Here is a 14,967-nt window from a genome sequence, read left to right on the forward strand (position 1 = left end):
CCTTAGATCGTACGTTATTTTTGATGGTCATAGACAACCGGAACGTTGTCCATTTTCAAGGTTTTGGCCACAATATAACGACGATAGCCATCTTTTAAAACCTTTGTTTCTTTCTCAATCGTTAACGGCTTGTCAAGGTGTCCTGTACGCTTCACAAATTCAATGACTTCTTCTGTTTTCACAGGGTTTGGACGTGTCTTTAAGAAGGCTTCAGGAACGATAATATCATCAAAACTCACGACATCCTTTGTCCCTTTTGGCTGAATAGGTTGCTGCTTCTTCTGTGGCGCAGCCTTTTTCTCTTGAACAGGTGTTTCGTTCACTTCTTTTGCTACAGGCTCTTGTTTTTCTTCCTGCTTAGTAGCTGGAACCTCTTGTTGAGCCTTAGAAACCTCTTGTTGGGCTTCTTTCTTATCTTTTGACTCATTGGCTTCTTTATCGTTTTTATTCGGGAGAACGGTAATCTGGAAGCAAATGATACCAATTTCCCCAGGGCACTCGTCAATGGGAATATCTAACGTGGGTTCCCCTTGAATCAAGATTTTTTCATGCATAATACTCTTTTTTGTTAGTCCGGTTTTATTAAAGGCTTTCTTCGCAACAAATACGGTATACGAAATAAATGTACTCTTCTTCAGTCCTTTAGGAGCAGCAGGTGAACCTTTTTCACGCATATCAAAGGCAACGTAACGGTCATATTCTCGTAATGGTCCTGTCGCAGATCCTGTTAAGGTCATTTTATGTGGCATCGTGATCTCCTCCTACATAGATTTATATATTGATTATTTAGAAATATGTTCTAAATAATCATACTCTTAGTAAACATCAGCTTCCAAGGGATTTCTTCATTTTTGAATTAGGAAACTGAGCCTTTTAACTGGTCCTGTTGGTGCAATAAAGCTTGTTCCTCTGGTGTTAAGACTTGTCCTAGATCCTGCTTCAGCTGTGCCATTTCTAACGAACTGTACATAGAACTATGCTCTGTGAGTAAGTTTTCTTCTTCTGGCGTTAGTTCTTGCCCTAAATCTTGCTTTAATTGAATCATTTCAAGCTGTTGATCCAGAGAAATAGTTTCTTCTTGTGTACACTCATTTTGCTCCTGTTCAGCTTGTAACCAAGCAGGAACCAATTCCTTACGGATGATCTGTTTAGGCGTAAATAAAGCTGCCTTAGCTTCAGTATGTATGTCTGACTTAGATGTTTGTTGTTCTGTATTTCCTTTTAGTAGATTTGTAAATTGATTGAATGCAATTTGATAAACAAGACGGCACATTTCATCCAATGATAGGGGAGTACCCTTGTGATTCGCTTCATGGACATATTTATCTAAACCAACAATGGCTGTATAAGCAACTTCATGTACTTGTTCTTTGACAATCTTAATCTTTGTATCTCGTTTTACTGCTTTTGCTGCATTTTGAATACGAGCATAAAAGTCTTTTAGTTGATGACCATATTTCCCTGCATACACGTTATTTACTTTTTTAGGGACACCTTTGATATAAGCAAATGACTGTGAAGCAGATATTAAATGATTATTTAAATGCTTTTTAGGTAAATCAAGGTTAATAAAGGGGGAAGATGTTTTTTCGCCCTCTAAGCTTGGTGTATCAACGTTTTCAGCACGTTCTGGACTTGTCACAGGAGTTGTCACAGGAGTTGTCATTTCTTCTTGTTGAAGCGTTTGAATACCTGTTGTATCGTGTGCAAAAAAGATTTCCTCACAAATTTGATCAAAGTTCTTATGGCTTTTAAGGATAAACACATAGCTATCAGGATGAGCACCTGTTGTATCTTCTTTGATATAACGGGCCACAAGCATAAACGGTGTGGCTTTTAACGATTTCACAAAACGAGAAACGGTACTTTGGGATACATCAAACTTTTCCATAAGTGTTTTGGAGTGAATCGCTTGAATACCTGTAGCAACAAGGTTATAAATCACGTAATCTAACATTTCCATCCGTTTTTTAGGGAATACTTTATGTAGGGCTTCTTGTTGTTGTTTAAAGTACGTACGAAGTGTTTCTAAAAACGCTTCTTTCTTTTTACGAAGAGTCGGTGTTTCTTTCCATAACCATTTGAATCGTCCGTTGAAGGTATTTACATCGGGTAAATAGCAAGTCAATATCTTTGTCATTTGTTCATCTTCTCCTTTAAGGAACACAAAAAAGACATTATCTCCCTTATAAAAGGAAAACAATGCCTCGATTAAGATAAACTAAGCCCTTGAAATAGATGTCAATTTCGTATAAAATAAAACCATAAGTTTTATTTTGTACAAAACTAACTCTATTAACAAGAGACTTCGACAAGTGTTTTCCCTACCGTATTTAGGGGGAACGGTTTAAGAGTGTTGACGCACTACTTAAACAGTTGAAGTCTTTTTTCTATCCGCACGTTTTTGTTAGTTTTATTATAGCGTTAACTAGTCTCATAATTCAATAAAAATTAGCAAAATATATCAAAACGAGTATATTTATTAGATGTCACCTCTAGGTCGGTGAAGAAATCACCTTTTCAAGGTGTATTTTTTTTGCACTGAGAGTTGTAATACATATATTAGCATAGCGCTAAACAGGTTCGTTGGGTAGTGTGAACTTTTATAGTCTCTTCTTTGTAAAAGTACTAAGTTTTATAGTCTATTTTTTAATAAAGACTACAAAACTTAGTGCAGATAAAGGCGGGGATACAGTAATAGGAGATATTAAGAATTGTGAAGTAGTCACTTTGTTTGAAAACACTATATATTTTTAGAATTATTAGCAGGAGTATTTCTCAACTTTCCCTCCATATTTAGTAATTGCTAATTACATTCTTTAAGATCTTGAATAAGAGTCAATAGTCCTTATTTGTATGTGATGGGAAATAACAGAAGAAATATTTTACATATATAGTTAAAAAAAGTAGATTATATAGTGCTAAGGAATGTTTGTTTATAAAGGATTTAATTACAAAATAAGGAAAAATGTGCTATTTTAAAGAAGTTTATAGTTTGTTACGATTAGATAACATGAATAAATGTTCGCCTTTTATTCTGATTGTTTAATGAAAATGGATGTGGAAACGTGATAAAGACAGTTATTTGCGATTTTGATGGAACGATAGTTAATTCAGCCCAGTTAGTATACGACCTTTTTAACAGCTTTTCAGACAAGTATAGTTATGAAAAAATGCCTCAAGAGAAAATGGATTACATTAGATCAATAACTTTTCGCCAACGTTTTAAAGAGTATAATGTATCTTTCTTTAAAGTTCCTAGCTTAGTTATGGATGTTGTTAAAGAATATAAGAAATCAGTTCCATATTTACAAGTTAATAGTGAAATGAAAGAAGTTTTAAGAGAATTAAAAAATCGAGAATTTAAGCTTGTACTAATTTCAGCTAATTCAAAAGAAAATATTGAGAAGTTTTTGAAATTAAATGATATGGAGTATTTCGACGAAATTATTAGATCTAAAAGGTTTTTTGGAAGAAATTTAACAATTAATAGCTATATTAAATCTCATAACTTAAGAAGGGATGAGACTATTCTTATAGGTGATGAGCATAGGGATATTATTGCTTCAAAAAAAAGTAACATAAAAATTGTATCCGTTACATGGGGATATGACTTAGAAGAACTTCTTATAACAGGTAGGCCAGACTACTTAGTGAAATGTCCTAATCAAATTTTGAATGTAATAGATGGGGTAACTTAATGGTTGCTCTATTTGTTATCAGTGGATTATTTGCTTTAATATGTTATTGTTATGATCCTAAATATCCTCCGTTAAGGTGGATGACACTGCTATTGGCATGTGCATCATCTGCAGGCCTTTCTAGGGCTATCATAGAGTCATTTATCCCTATTTTGAATACGCATCATATGAACTTTAATTGGCTTAACACTTTCCTTTATTATGCGAGAATTATTACAGGTTTTTTCTCTATTTACTTTTGCCCTTGGGGAGTTCTTATGCATGCAATAGTCTATTCAGAGCGATTCTCTAATAAAACTATTAACAACTTAAAGTATATTTTGTTTACTCCTATTATCGTCATGATATTTACAACCACTTATGTACCTGACATCGTCCCTGATTTTAAAGGACTGTTTTATTGGGGAGTTCCTTATATTATAACTGGTTACATAATACACCTTTATTCCTATTTTACAGAATCAGATCCATACAAGAAAAAAATACGTTTTATAACTTTTACCATTATGCATCCAATTATGTTGTCAGCCCTTATATTAAATTATATTGTACGTGTATTTGATAACCATCACGAATACTGGAGGTACGTAATTGTATTTATGCTCATCTCTTTCAGCTATTTTATATGGAGAGCCTTTAAGCAAGAGGGTGTTGGATCAATGAACGGCATAAAGATTAAATATGAAAAGCAGACACAAATTAAAGCAAATAAAGCTATTCTAACAGGTGTTAGCCTTATGAATCACGCTATCAAAAACCAAATATTTAGAATTGTGACAGGCATGAAGTTGATTAAAGAAAATACATCAGAGTTAAATCATTTGTCAGCTGAAGGGATTAACATGGTCGATAGTGGATCTGATCATTTACTGAAAATGGTTGAAAAGATAAACAGTAAGACACAAGACATTACAATTGTAAAAAAGCGTAATAATCTTACTGAAGTAGTAGATGGCGTTATAAGTGAATTAGAAGTGGAGTTTGTTGAAAATCATATAGTCATAACTAAAGAATACTTAGACGAAGATGTATATGCTTTTTTTGATAAAACCCCAACTAAAGAGGTATTTTGGAATATGTTTAAGAATGCCATTGAAGCAATAGAAAAAGAAGGCATTATAAACGTTAGAATAAATAAAAAAGGAAAAAAAGCCGTAGTTATCATATCTGATAATGGAATTGGAATAACAAAAGAAAATTTGGAATACGTTAAGAGTCCATTCTTTACCACGAAAAAATTAAAAGACGGAAATACTGGATGGGGACTTTATTATTGTTATGATGTGATGGTAAAAAGTGATGGGAATCTAGAGATTTCTAGTCAAGTTAATGTAGGTACAGATATCAAACTGACTTTCTCAACTAAGAGATAGAGGATGAGTGATTTGAGTAAGCCAATAAAAGTAGTGTTAATTGAAGATGATCTAGAATGGTTGCACAGCATTCAGACTATTATTAAAGCTGAAAAGGATATCGAGTTAGTAGGTTATGGCTCGACGGAAGAAGATACCTTAAGGTTAGCTAGAGATATTGATAAAGTAGATATTTTTCTTGTAGATATTAACTTAACAGGTGCTAAGCTGGATGGAATTCATGCTGCGTATGAATTAAAAAAAATGCAATCTATAGATAATAGCAAGTGGAAAGTTATCATGTTAACTTGTTTAAGCGAAAAAGATGTCATAATTAAGGCTTTTGCAGCAGGAGCTGTAAATTATATTTTAAAAAAAGATATGCATAACATAGCTAATATTATAAGGTCAACTTATGTTGGGAACTTCACAGCTATTGAAGCTATGTTAGAAGATTATCGAGATTTAAAATATGAGCAACAATTGACCAATTTAACCCAAAGCGAACGAATTGTATTTAATATGATGGAGAAGGGATACTCTCGACAGAGTATGCAAGAAGAATTATCGAAGTCTAAAAATACTATTAAAAATCAAATTCAGAGCATTTTTAAGAAATTGTCGGTTAGGAACATAAAAGATGCTATTGAAAAGGCCAAATCGGGTGGATTAGAAAAATGACCATATGTATGGTCATTTTTTTATTTAAGTACTAAAATTTATAGTCTTCAAGCAAAAAAAGACTATAAATTTTAGTGTTTTTTTTAAAAAGTACTACAAAAAAACGCACTACCCAGCTTATAAAAGAAACTGTACTATAAATATATATTGTTGACTGAATATTAAAAGAAGCAAGAATAGGTACTTAAAAATCTATAAAAGAGGGTAGTTCTTGCCATTAAAATAGTTTCAAAGGAAGGATGACTGCCATGTACAATCAAAGGCAAGTGGAAAATCAGAGACACTCCTTTGTTGTTGGTGTGGAATATAGATACGAGGACCTTTTTGTCAAAGTAGAGTTAGGGGAGTTCTGTACAACACCGCTTCATGCTCAACGTATTGCTAACAGTGTGAATAGTATAATTCTCCTGAAAAATCATATGGTCATTATTTTTAAAAATGCAAAATCTATTACAATTAGTGATAATTTCCTCAAACACGAATATCAGTTTAGAATATGCAGAAAACCTACAATGCGCCCTCTTAAGTTATCAGTATTTACTCGAGATCAATCTTATATCGTGAACAAAGAGAACATGAAAGAGGTAAATTGGAACTTGCAAACAGCTTTTCAATACCTTCAAGACCGATACGATGCACAAGATCGAACGCACTTTTCTTTTTGTCAAAGTTCTTTTTATGCCATTCCTTTATCTGTACAAAAACAGAAAGAGATACAGCATGAAACCTCATAAATTAATGAAATATATGGTTGCTGAAAAACAAGTACTTATTCCTTTAAGTGCTTGTTTTTTTTCGTTTTTTTAGTGTTGAATTTTTATTAAGTATATTGAGGCAGCCTATTCACACGACATTCCGTGAAGTATTTGATCCAAAATTGTTTTATTTATGCCTTTCATTTAGTTGGCAGATGAACATCCACCAGTATGCAATGTTTTATTATATGATGTTTTGGTTTCCATTATATTCTTGTTCATGAGCAAATTAATCTATAGAGAGAATGTGATGTTCAACGTCTAGAATCTTACTAGTCAATCTTCATGATATTTAACTAAGGAAGAAGACAGTGAATTATTTTCTATTACTGTTTATTCCAATTAAACAAAGTCTAAACAAAAATAAGTGAAAAGTTTTAACATAGGAAAGAACATTCTTGTGGAACAAATGAACTGTAGAAAAAGGGGATACATAGTTGATTGGATTTCCATTGCTGTATTTAAAATAAAATGAGGAGATGTAAGTTAGGGTAGATTCACGAACTTCATATGTTTCGTATAAGACTGCTAAAGAGGTTATGAATAGTTTCTCATACCATAATCTGTTGAAGGGATTCACTGACCTTTAAATGCTCTTATATCCAATTACCTGATTTAAAACTAATAAGTTATCTATATTAAAGTTATTTTAATCACGAAGGTCCTTTTTTTAGTAGACTTTCGTCAAAAAACTTTCAGTACAAACTGTCTTTATGCGACTTCATTCTAAAAAAGAGAAGTTTATAAAAGCAGGCTAAGGCCTTCTTTTATAAACTCTAAGATTAATCTTCAAATAAATGATCCATTTCTTCTGCTGCTTCCCGTTTTCTTTTTTCTCTGAACTGCATTTTTTCTTCTTGAATCTTGTGTAGCGCAACTCTTTTCGCTTTCTTAGTAGCTTCTGTTTCATCGAACTGTGTAGACTTAAACTTTTGAATATTTAAATGATCGTATAAATTATTAACGAGCTCCATTAATACCCGAGTGTCTATTTGTATGTTCTTTGTCGTTTCTTTTATCTCACTTAACTCATCGTCTAAGTACTGGTAAAATCCATTTGCTCTTTTCAGGTAAGCCTGACCTATTGCATCAATTGTAGCAGCATCTAAAAATGTTTCATCGGGCTCATTATTTTTTAATCGTTCATATTTTCGAATGATATCTGCAATGGCATCCCCAGGAAAACGATAGCCTCTTTCTTTCATATGTTTATGAAGATATTCATCAGCTTCTTCACTTAAAGAAATCATTCTTCTGTGTTTGCTTGCTGTCATTATTCTTCATCCTCCCCAAAGAGTTTATTGAATGTACGATCCATATTTGTCATCGCATCTGAGCATCTTTGCATGGTCTCTATGGTTCGATCATACAACTCATCAATAGCTTGTTCTTGCTTTTCTACTTCTTCCATAATCGATAATGTTTCAATTTGTTCTTTCAAAAAAGCTTGTCGAGAAAGACTTTTTTCTTTGGCTAAACGATCTAATTTACTCACAGCAACTGGACATACATTTCTCACTTTAATCTCCATATTTGTTCTCCTTTTCTGTGTTTTTATTGCATCAACATAAAAAACGTAAAAAACATCTTGAAGAGCATAAGGGGTTTTTGCCCCCACAGGGTGTGTGGGGCTAGGCAGAGCCTAGCTTCACCGTGATACCACGAAAGTTGCTTAGGTGCACGCTTTAAGGTTCCTTTCTGAGTATATAGTGTGGATATAAAGTCCACTTTACAGGTAACTTATGGTGTATATTCTGGTGATGTGAAGTTCCTCTGCAGGTCACACCAGTTTATCGAGATTGAAGAAGTTTTTTGATGATTCGTACTCTAAATGTTGAAATTTTTTAACAGCTTCTTTCATTGAGGATACACCTAATTTGCGTATAATAATTTGTCTTTGTGATTTAATTGTGGCTTCTTCTTTAGACGGAATTAACTGCATTTCTCGTCCAGAATATCCATCTAAAGCAAGCTCAAAAACTTGTTGTTCAGCAACGGTAAATTGATTGAGAAATACTTTTTCTTTCAGGATTTTGCATTCTTCTTCTACACGTTTTAGTTGAGCAACTTCATCCACTAAATCACATGCCATACTCAAAATATGTTCAATTCCCATTAAAAGTTTTTCACTTTGATCGATGATAAGAGCCTCCTGTTTTTTGAGGGAAACCCATGTTATAATAGAAGTCCTTACGAGTTCTACATGGGGTGCTTTCCTGGCAGGGAAAGTGCCCTTTTATTTTGTTTTTCCCCTTACTTCTTTGAATCTTTAAAGAGTTCTTTCTCCAAAAGTTGAACAAGAAATTCTTTTTTGCTCACACCTTCTTCAATACATCTCTTTGCAAATTCCTTGAACAATTCTTCGGGAATATCAGCATTCAAACGCTTAAATCCAGACGGTGTTTTAGTCATATAATCCCTCACACTCTTTAAATACAAGTCACTCAAATGAGTGACTTGTATTTAGTTTAAAGGATAATAATTCCATAGTCAATAAAATTCACCCATATAGCCGAAGATATTGTACAGCAGGTGTGGATTAAGTATTATCAGCTTCTACAGATAGAAGGAAAAGACAGTAAAATTCAGCGTATGCATGGTTATATCGTGTTACCGTTAATCAGAGTATTGATTTTTTAAGAAGAGTAAAGAATAAACCAATAGCATCCTCTAACTATATAGAGAGGGCCCAATACGTACAGAGCAACAATACAATCATTTTGGAACAATTTATAATAGAGAGGTTGGAAAATGAAGAGCTTTGTAAAAGAATAAAGTATTTACCAGATAAATACCAGTATGTTATTTCTTATTTTTATTTTAAAGACTTACCATATGGAGAGATTGCTACCACCTTAAATATTAGCGTGGGAACAGTTAAGGCGAGGCTTCATCGAGAAAAATTTTTGTTAGGAAAGATGTATGCGAAGCACGGCAATAGTTAGTTAGATTCTTTATTTAGTTTCTGTAATGCGGTTTATATTAATTAAAAATATGTTATAAAGGGTTTTTAAAAATAAATGACGAGACTTATTTTGACATAATTCGACACCCATTATATAGTAAGATATTTATAAATTTACATATTGAGATAAAGGCAAACTAGTTGAAAGGTTAGGATGCAAAGCTACAGGTCTAAGGTCAAGTGGCTATGGAAGCTGAACCCCCTGAATATCTGGAGGTAATTTTTATGGACAGTAAAGGACAATTAGTAGCACAAGAACTAAATCAAGAATGGATCAAACTTATAAAGGAAGCTAGGGAATTGGGATTAACCATTGAGGAAATTAAGAAGTTCTTAGAAAGCAAATAGATACCTTGCCCATAAACAACATTAATTATAATTAATGTTGTTTATGGGCATTTAATTCTTGGGATTTTCTATTCAAAAACTCCTTAAATTCCTCTTGAGTAACGTTAGAATTCATCGCTTCTTTAACTAAAGCTAGCCATTCCTGGCAAAGGGTAGTATCATGATTTAAATTATTCATTGTAATATTCCTCCTTCATAACTTGTCCTATTATAAAACAAATCAATTTCCGATATAACCCATAATGACAAAATTATTACTTTTAGCTTACCGGTTTCTTATATTTGGGACTTAATTTAGTTATTTAGCTTATGAAAAATCAACATTTAATAACATATGTAGGCTAATAAATACATAAAAAATGAATGGTAAGTGGATTCAAAGTTAACCCTCGTTTATAGAATTACATTTGAAAGGAATTTTATTAGTGAAAGAGAACAAATTACCTAAAGATTACCTAATAATCGATAATACGGGGAGGGTGAAGATATCACCCCTGTTTTTAAAGCATGCTAATATTCAGCCATCTGCTACAATACAATTCTTTAACTACAAAAATTATTTTGTTATAAAGCAGATTGAAGCTTCACCAGTATTTTTGAAGAAAAAAATGAAGTTAAACAATTTAATTAGAACTATTGATCATTTAGGCTACATTGTAATTCCAAAGATACTCCGCGAAATACATGATATGAACTTATGTGAAAAAATAGGAGTTAAATTAATTAACAAGAGTATTATTTTCTACAAAAAAAGAAAACCGAATAAATCCACGAGTGTACTAAAGGAATCTATGGAACCTGAATTAAATAAGTTATCTTTACTTGAAATAAAGGAAGGAAAGATAAGGATTCCTAATTTTTTATTAAAATCTTTAAATTTAGAAGTAAATATGCAATTACAGTTCTTTACTAAAGACCAAGACACCATTGTTGCAAAAAAACACCAATATGAGTTTTTTACAGAAGGAAATCTTTTTTCTACTGGGCAATCACGCGTAGTAAACAAAGATAAATGTTTAAACATACCTAAAAAGCTAAGGGATTACTTAAACATTAATAACGGTGACATTCTGGAAGTTAAAATAATAGGAGATAAGTTAGTTATAAAGAAAGCTATTTAGAACGAAATAAGAGTTAAAAACTTATATCCAGAAGAAATAGAGGTCTTCTTTTATGATTTGAATTCAGGTTACTAATAATTTTGTAATAGAAGGAAAACTACTTTGCTTTTTCAACAGGAGCCAATAAAAGTAAGAAAATGAGCATTTGTCTAGAGTCCTGAAAATTGCATCGAATGGGAAATTACACGTAAAACAAAAGTTAATTTCGTCAGAGAGCGTTTCTCTGCATGTCAAAGTCGCAAATTAACTAGGTTTTTATTTATAAATGATTGTGACGAAAAAGCACTTTCTAATTGGAAGGTGCTTTTTTCGTTTCTTATAAAAATATAAAAAAGAGGAGAGTTTTTATGAAGGACATTCTTATTAAATCAATGATCGTTCTTACCTTATTAATGGTCGCATTATGTGGAGTAAATCAGAGGAAAACAGAAGCTGCAAGTAAACCAGCGAATCAAGATTTAATCATCATTAACAAGTACTACAACAAGCTTGCATATTTTCATAATGGTTATATTGAAATCGTTGATCCAGTGGCAACGAAAACATGGGATAAAACGCCTGTTGGCTTTTTTAAAGTCGTGAACAAGATTAAAAATCGTCCTTATTATACAGGTCATATTCCTAGAGGCGATCCTCGCAATCCATTAGGAAAACGTTGGTTAGGGTTAAATGCAAATGGTACGTATGGTGATACATACGACATTTATGGAAACAACAATGAAAGTAGCATTGGGAAGTATGTGAGTCAAGGTTGCGTGAGAATGCATAATGCAGACATTGAAAAGCTTTATGACAAAGTCCAAATAGGCACACCGGTTGCTATTACGTATTCCTATAAGAGCTTTGTTGATCTTACGAGCGTATATGGTTATAAGTTTAAAGGTTATCATTTAAAAAGGAATTAGAAAGAACAGAAACTCTACATTAGTTTATAGAGTTTCTGTTCTTTTTTTAGTTATTTTCAGTATTATGCTAGAACTAACCTTAATATTCACTTACAGGAACAAAACTGTTTGCAGGTCCAATATACCCTAATATTACTTTAGTATTCTTATTAATATTAAACTCTAAGTCCATGCTTTTGGAAAGGAAATTATTTTTTAAATCATCTATCACAAATACAACATGTTTTTCGTAAATATCAGACTCCTTCCAAAAGTATGTTAATCTTTTAGGGGAGATCTTACTTGTTTTGGATAGAACTCTCTTTTATATTTAATAGTTACTGTAATCTGTTTTCCGTCTTTTGGAGTAACAAGGAAATCGTAATACGATTCCTTCCAGTCATTTTGGGGTTCTACATCACCATATTGTTTCCTATACCATTCCTCTACACACTTTTCCGCATGATAAGCAACAGCAGTAATTGACGATGAAGAATAAGATGAAATAACACTTTCTTTCTCTTCTTCTTTTAACTCTATAAATACAAGGATAAATTTATTAATCCTTGTTGGTGAATAAGTTATAAATTTTTTCACAATCGCTATACAGTATATTTTGAATCCTAAAACATTTAGTTTGATTAGTTTTTATAAATATGATTAAACTACAAGTACCAAAACACTTTTGTAAAATACCTTGTTTAATCACTATTTGCTCTATATTATCAAAGCTTGTTATATAAGTTTTCTTTACAAAAAATCCAAATTGTAATTTTATAATCTTCTTATTATAATTAAACCCATATTTTTTTTTTGTTTGTTTAAAGTATTGATATAGTAGAATAATTATAATGGATATAAATAATAAACTTAAAGAGTTTTGTAAAATAAGTAAAGCAGTCAAAATAATGATGAAAGGACAATAAGAAATTAAATTTAAAAACCCAGATTTCCACGAAAGTTTTTTTAAAAGAATTGTATCTAACAAATCAGGAGTAATATTTTCTAATAAAGATTTTGTTTTTTCTTTCTTAATAAATGGAAATAACAAAGCGTTATTTGCTTCTGTATTAAATGTTTCACCTAATGTAATTGCTTTAACTTTATGATATTTTAACCAATTAAAGAAGATATTTGTAGTGAAATTTAAAGATATAATCTTATCTATTGGAATTGAATTGAATTTTAAATTGATAAATCCACTTTTTATGTATAAGCTATCATATCCTCTAGATACTGAAAACTTACCAAATTTAATATAGGTTACTACATATCCATATATTAGAGATAAAAGGAATATTAATATTAACAATATAATTGATAAGGTCGTCAAATTAGCTAAATCTTTTAAACTGTCTATATATTTATCGATCAATGTAGTAGTAAAGTATTCAGAAATCTGATGATAAATTGACATCAAAAAAGGAATAAATAAAATTAATTTCAATGACGTAATAGACATTATGAAAATTTCTTTATTATTAATTTGATATATCATATCATTTTCTTCACATTTATCATGAATATTGTATTCTTCTTTTTTTGAAAGTAATGTAACCTTTTCTAGGATGTCATTACATTCACTTTTTTTTATCATTTTTAATTCAATTTTGCCATCGTCAGTATCAACTCCTGAATCTATCTTCAAAGAAGTCATTTTTAATACTTTAAAAGTAAATGGAGTTTTTTCCATGACATTTTGTATCTTATCAAATGATAACTTAATCTTTTTTTTGAAAAAAAGTCCACTTTCAATATAAATAGCTTTACCATCTACAAGGTATTTGAAAGTTATCCAATCTATAAAAATCCTAAAAATATTAACAATAATCATGCATATAGAAAATATAAATATGATTTTAAAAATAATATTTTCTCTATATTGACTTCCAATAGAAAAAAGCATAGCAAAAAAAATAATATATTGTCGAGTAAGTACAAATAATGAGTAAGGAAGGAGAAATATACTATTACGTCTAAAAGAGATATTATTCAATTAATTTTTTTCCTCCTCATACTCTACTATTTCACAAATATCGATTATTTTTTGTTGTAATTCATTAGATTTTTCTTCTGTAAGACATGGAATAACATGTTCACCTGCTAATGTTCCTACAACGATATTTTCTAAAGAGTATTTCTCTAATAAAGGACCGCTTTTTCTATTAACATAATATATTTTATTAACTGGAATAATGGTATTTTTTTTAAAAATACCACCCTGCCTTATAGATATATACTCCCCTTGTATAACATAACTAAAGTTCTTAAACCTTAAAGGAACTATAAATTTTATTTCTAAAAGATTCACAACTAATAGAACTATTATTAATAACGTGGTTAACCAAAACACCAAATTCCCCCACTCTCTATATAGGGATAGTGAAAGAACAAGTAAACCAATGATATAAAGAATAAGATACATTATCCAGACATGATATTTCCATATTTTAATTGAGTAAGGGGATACTTTATTTCCTTTAATTTTTAACATTTTGCTGAATCTCCTGTTTAACTTAATCTATTTTTTGATGAATTATATATCTCCACCAATAGCCTTTAAGCCATTCTCTATAGAATGGCTTTTTACATATTAGATATATATAGCCACTCATGATTTTACATAAAAAAACAAATAAATACAACATATTACCATGTTAAATATATGTAAAAACGATTAAAAAAGACAAATAATTATATAAAATTACATTTATGGAGTTGACTTGGAAGTTTTCTTGTAATATGGTAATAATAGTTTTGTAGAGAGGAGGTTTTTTCCAAATGTCATTATTCTTGAAATTTGTAGGATGGTTAGCTTCTAAAGGTTCAAAATACGTAAAATGGGCTTGGGACCACAAAAGCCAAATTAACGATTGGCTGAACATTGGTTATTCTTTTACATGGATCTACGAAGAAATTAAAAAAAGATTTGGATAATAGTATTTATTTCTAACTTTACATAGGACAGCGTTACTTGTTAGTAATCTATTTCTATGCAAATAACTCTTGCAGTTATTACCCCAATAATAGCTGCAAGGGTTACAGTACATCAATAAACATAAATCTTATACTAGAGCGAGGTTTTTCAAATGTCATTATTCTTGAAATTTGTAGGATGGTTAGCTTCTAAAGGCTCAAAATACGTAAAATGGGCTTGGGA

18 protein-coding genes, 1 pseudogene and 1 riboswitch are annotated in these 14,967 nt (G+C 31.1%); of the genes and pseudogenes, 9 read left to right on the top strand and 10 right to left on the bottom strand.

The features are described 5' to 3' along the window. Nucleotides 1–14 precede the first annotated feature (14 nt). Nucleotides 15–749, bottom strand: coding sequence for a plasmid stabilization protein (locus tag ACFX4R_RS27575; protein ID WP_377571310.1), 735 nt, complete (start codon nucleotides 747–749; stop codon nucleotides 15–17). 107 nt (nucleotides 750–856) lie between these two features. Then, nucleotides 857–2,140 carry a replication protein gene (locus ACFX4R_RS27580; RefSeq protein WP_377571312.1) on the bottom strand — a complete coding sequence of 428 codons (1,284 nt, stop codon included), beginning with the start codon at nucleotides 2,138–2,140 and terminating at the stop codon, nucleotides 857–859. Nucleotides 2,141–3,068: 928 nt separating this feature from the next. Here ACFX4R_RS27580 and ACFX4R_RS27585 point away from each other — a divergent pair. From ACFX4R_RS27585 to ACFX4R_RS27600, 4 genes are all read left to right on the top strand, one after another. Then, nucleotides 3,069–3,701 (top strand): HAD hydrolase-like protein, encoded by a 633-nt coding sequence (locus ACFX4R_RS27585; RefSeq protein ID WP_071277399.1) that lies wholly within the window; start codon nucleotides 3,069–3,071, stop codon nucleotides 3,699–3,701. Continuing rightward, nucleotides 3,701–5,074 (top strand): ATP-binding protein, encoded by a 1,374-nt coding sequence (locus ACFX4R_RS27590; RefSeq protein WP_377571315.1) that lies wholly within the window; start codon nucleotides 3,701–3,703, stop codon nucleotides 5,072–5,074. The genes ACFX4R_RS27585 and ACFX4R_RS27590 overlap by 1 nt, the downstream gene beginning before the upstream one ends. A 3-nt stretch (nucleotides 5,075–5,077) precedes the next feature. Continuing rightward, nucleotides 5,078–5,734, top strand: a complete 657-nt coding sequence (locus ACFX4R_RS27595; protein WP_098598711.1) for a DNA-binding response regulator — start codon at nucleotides 5,078–5,080, stop codon at nucleotides 5,732–5,734. A gap of 248 nt (nucleotides 5,735–5,982) precedes the next feature. Then, entirely contained in the window at nucleotides 5,983–6,468 is a 486-nt protein-coding gene (locus ACFX4R_RS27600; protein WP_377571318.1) for a hypothetical protein, read from the top strand. Nucleotides 6,469–7,271: 803 nt separating this feature from the next. On the opposite strand, the gene ACFX4R_RS27605 is transcribed toward ACFX4R_RS27600, so the two are convergent. From ACFX4R_RS27605 to ACFX4R_RS27620, 4 genes are all read right to left on the bottom strand, one after another. Beyond that, nucleotides 7,272–7,763, bottom strand: coding sequence for a hypothetical protein (locus tag ACFX4R_RS27605; RefSeq protein ID WP_377571321.1), 492 nt, complete (start codon nucleotides 7,761–7,763; stop codon nucleotides 7,272–7,274). Beyond that, the gene (locus ACFX4R_RS27610; RefSeq protein ID WP_377571324.1) at nucleotides 7,763–8,020 is read right to left on the bottom strand and encodes a hypothetical protein; all 258 of its coding nucleotides are present in this window, start codon (nucleotides 8,018–8,020) and stop codon (nucleotides 7,763–7,765) included. The genes ACFX4R_RS27605 and ACFX4R_RS27610 overlap by 1 nt, the downstream gene beginning before the upstream one ends. Before the next feature lie 249 nt (nucleotides 8,021–8,269). Continuing rightward, nucleotides 8,270–8,605 carry a helix-turn-helix transcriptional regulator gene (locus ACFX4R_RS27615; RefSeq protein WP_377571327.1) on the bottom strand — a complete coding sequence of 112 codons (336 nt, stop codon included), beginning with the start codon at nucleotides 8,603–8,605 and terminating at the stop codon, nucleotides 8,270–8,272. Nucleotides 8,606–8,742: 137 nt separating this feature from the next. Then, entirely contained in the window at nucleotides 8,743–8,901 is a 159-nt protein-coding gene (locus tag ACFX4R_RS27620; RefSeq protein WP_155404447.1) for a hypothetical protein, read from the bottom strand. A 191-nt stretch (nucleotides 8,902–9,092) separates the two neighbouring features. On the opposite strand from ACFX4R_RS27620, the pseudogene ACFX4R_RS27625 reads away from it, so the two are divergent. Together ACFX4R_RS27625 and ACFX4R_RS27630 are read left to right on the top strand one after the other, a co-directional pair. Continuing rightward, a pseudogene (locus ACFX4R_RS27625) lies at nucleotides 9,093–9,434 on the top strand (RNA polymerase sigma factor); the annotation flags it as partial. A gap of 141 nt (nucleotides 9,435–9,575) precedes the next feature. Next, a riboswitch (cyclic di-GMP riboswitch) is annotated at nucleotides 9,576–9,660 on the top strand. Between the two features lie 19 nt (nucleotides 9,661–9,679). Then, a complete protein-coding gene (locus ACFX4R_RS27630) occupies nucleotides 9,680–9,802 on the top strand; it encodes an anti-repressor SinI family protein (RefSeq protein WP_274589226.1) in 123 nt (40 codons plus the stop codon). A gap of 31 nt (nucleotides 9,803–9,833) precedes the next feature. Here ACFX4R_RS27630 and ACFX4R_RS27635 read toward each other — a convergent pair whose 3' ends face one another. Then, nucleotides 9,834–9,980 (bottom strand): anti-repressor SinI family protein, encoded by a 147-nt coding sequence (locus ACFX4R_RS27635; protein WP_377571331.1) that lies wholly within the window; start codon nucleotides 9,978–9,980, stop codon nucleotides 9,834–9,836. A 247-nt stretch (nucleotides 9,981–10,227) separates the two neighbouring features. On the opposite strand from ACFX4R_RS27635, the gene ACFX4R_RS27640 reads away from it, so the two are divergent. Next, entirely contained in the window at nucleotides 10,228–10,923 is a 696-nt protein-coding gene (locus tag ACFX4R_RS27640) for an AbrB/MazE/SpoVT family DNA-binding domain-containing protein (protein WP_377571334.1), read from the top strand. A gap of 347 nt (nucleotides 10,924–11,270) precedes the next feature. Next, nucleotides 11,271–11,828, top strand: a complete 558-nt coding sequence (locus ACFX4R_RS27645) for a L,D-transpeptidase (protein ID WP_377571337.1) — start codon at nucleotides 11,271–11,273, stop codon at nucleotides 11,826–11,828. Nucleotides 11,829–12,086: 258 nt separating this feature from the next. On the opposite strand, the gene ACFX4R_RS27650 is transcribed toward ACFX4R_RS27645, so the two are convergent. The 3 genes from ACFX4R_RS27650 to ACFX4R_RS27660 are packed head-to-tail and all read right to left on the bottom strand — an operon-like array spanning nucleotide 12,087 to nucleotide 14,301. Next, complete coding sequence (locus tag ACFX4R_RS27650; RefSeq protein WP_377571340.1) at nucleotides 12,087–12,404, bottom strand: hypothetical protein; 318 nt, start codon at nucleotides 12,402–12,404, stop codon at nucleotides 12,087–12,089. Further along, nucleotides 12,367–13,803, bottom strand: coding sequence for a PH domain-containing protein (locus ACFX4R_RS27655; protein ID WP_377571344.1), 1,437 nt, complete (start codon nucleotides 13,801–13,803; stop codon nucleotides 12,367–12,369). Before ACFX4R_RS27655 ends, ACFX4R_RS27650 begins: the two co-directional genes overlap by 38 nt. Next, complete coding sequence (locus ACFX4R_RS27660; protein ID WP_377571347.1) at nucleotides 13,804–14,301, bottom strand: PH domain-containing protein; 498 nt, start codon at nucleotides 14,299–14,301, stop codon at nucleotides 13,804–13,806. Nucleotides 14,302–14,588: 287 nt separating this feature from the next. On the opposite strand from ACFX4R_RS27660, the gene ACFX4R_RS27665 reads away from it, so the two are divergent. Further along, on the top strand, nucleotides 14,589–14,744 hold the full coding sequence (locus ACFX4R_RS27665) for an aureocin A53 family class IId bacteriocin (RefSeq protein ID WP_377559295.1): 156 nt from the start codon (nucleotides 14,589–14,591) through the stop codon (nucleotides 14,742–14,744). Nucleotides 14,745–14,967 lie beyond the last annotated feature (223 nt).

Origin of the sequence: Priestia sp. YIM B13490 (genome assembly GCF_042787735.1) — a bacterium.
Taxonomy (GTDB): domain Bacteria; phylum Bacillota; class Bacilli; order Bacillales; family Bacillaceae_H; genus Priestia; species Priestia megaterium.